General features: G+C 50.3%; 2 protein-coding genes. Both read left to right on the plus strand.

Annotated features, from left to right (window positions below; translation table 11 throughout):
* Positions 1–476: response regulator transcription factor (locus tag VGA08_04270; protein ID HEX9679803.1), on the plus strand; the 476-nt coding region annotated here is incomplete at its 5' end.
* Positions 477–754: 278 nt separating this feature from the next.
* Complete coding sequence (locus tag VGA08_04275) at positions 755–1,564, plus strand: IS5 family transposase (GenBank protein HEX9679804.1); 810 nt, start codon at positions 755–757, stop codon at positions 1,562–1,564.
* Positions 1,565–1,668: the final 104 nt, after the last annotated feature.

Below are 1,668 nucleotides of genomic sequence, written 5' to 3' on the forward strand. Positions count from 1 at the left end.
ATGGCAACGGCATTGAAGCATGCCGAGCCATAGTCAAAGCCCATCCTGAGATCAAAGTTATCATGTTGACCTCTTTCGCCGAGGATGAATTGTTATTCAAGGCCATTTCAGCCGGAGCGGTGGGTTACGTCTTAAAACAGGTCGGTAATAATGATCTGGTCCGGGCGATTGAAACCGTGGCGCGGGGTGAGGCGCTGTTAGACCCCAGTGTCACCGGCCAGGTCTTGGCTAAGCTGAGAGAGTCGACCCGCTCGGTGGCATTTACGGATTTATCGGAGCGGGAATTGAGGGTGCTGGCCTTGATTGCTCAAGGAAAAACGAATCGGGAAATCGCCACCCTCCTTTTTTTGGGTGAGGGAACGGTACGTAATTATGTCAGCAATATTCTGGATAAATTGGGCCTGTCGAATCGAGCCGAGGCCACCGCCTATGCGGTCCGGCATAACCTGGATGATTACTTGAAGTCTTTAGAGTAAAACCGCTTCGCTTTCAGCCAAAGGTAATCACTTGCCAACCGCCCTGATCCTGATCGGCAGGGCGGTTTTTGTTTTGCCAACGGATTGATTTGGATGAGGAAATGACGGTTGTCGGCGCATCAGGTGACATGTGTCACTATCCGTTTAGCCGAAATACGTTTATGCTTATCCTTAGAACGTGTTTCTTAAATAATCTGTTTATGTAAAAAAGATCAAGGCTCATTTGACGGCTGATCTACACTCTCTCCTCAACCTATTAACATGATGAGGAGAGAGAAATGAGCCGAAAAGCCTATCCGACGGATTTGACTGACACCGAATGGTTTCTGATTGAACCCTTACTCTCAGCGGTTTCAGTCCTGGGACGACCGCGGACGGTAGACTTACGCGAGGTCATCAACGCTATTTTATATGTGCTGCGGACTGGCTGTGCCTGGCGGCTTCTGCCCCACGACTTTCCCGCCTGGCAAACCGTCTATGGTTACTTTCGGCGCTGGCGACAGGCGGGCTTATGGGAACAGCTCAACGATGCTTTACGGGAAGCCGTGCGCCAGCAAGCCGACCGGAACATCCAACCGAGTGCGGCGATTATGGACAGTCAAAGTGTCAAAACCACCGCCATCAAAGGTGAACGTGGTTTCGATGGGGCCAAATTAGTCACGGGCCGTAAACGTCATCTGCTGGTTGATGTCCTGGGTTTGGTTCTGGTCGTGGTTGTCCATCGCGCTAATATCGCTGAGCAAGCCGGAGCCAAGCTCTTATTACAGCGAGCCGCCCGGAAAGGGTTCGATCTGTTGCAGTTGATCTGGGCTGATGGCGGCTATCAGGGTCAACCGATGGCCGACTGGGTCTTCACCCTGGCTGGCTGGGTCTTGCAGATTGTCAAACGCTGCGATGATCTGGCTGGGTTTCAAGTCTTACCGCGTCGGTGGGTGGTTGAGCGAACGTTTGCCTGGTTAGGTCGGTATCGTCGCTTGAGCAAGGATTATGAAGAACTGCCTGGAACTAGTGAAGCCTTCATTTACATCGCTATGGTTCATCTGATGCTCAAACGCTTAGCTCGTCATCCCTCCGTCGCCGTCATTTAAGAAACACGTTCTAACTAAAGTCATCGTGTCTATAGTAATTTATGCAGCAATTCTATTAAAATCAAGTTACAAATCTATTAGAATCAGATGAGAAAATTCAATTC

The organism is Candidatus Saccharimonadales bacterium, from assembly GCA_036397795.1.
Lineage (GTDB): Bacteria > Patescibacteriota > Saccharimonadia > Saccharimonadales > DASWIF01 > DASWIF01.

Excerpts from the sequence above, each read along its gene's own strand:
- VGA08_04275 (HEX9679804.1), top strand. The coding sequence starts at position 755 with ATGAGCCGAAAAGCCTATCCGACGGATTTGACTGACACCGAATGGTTT.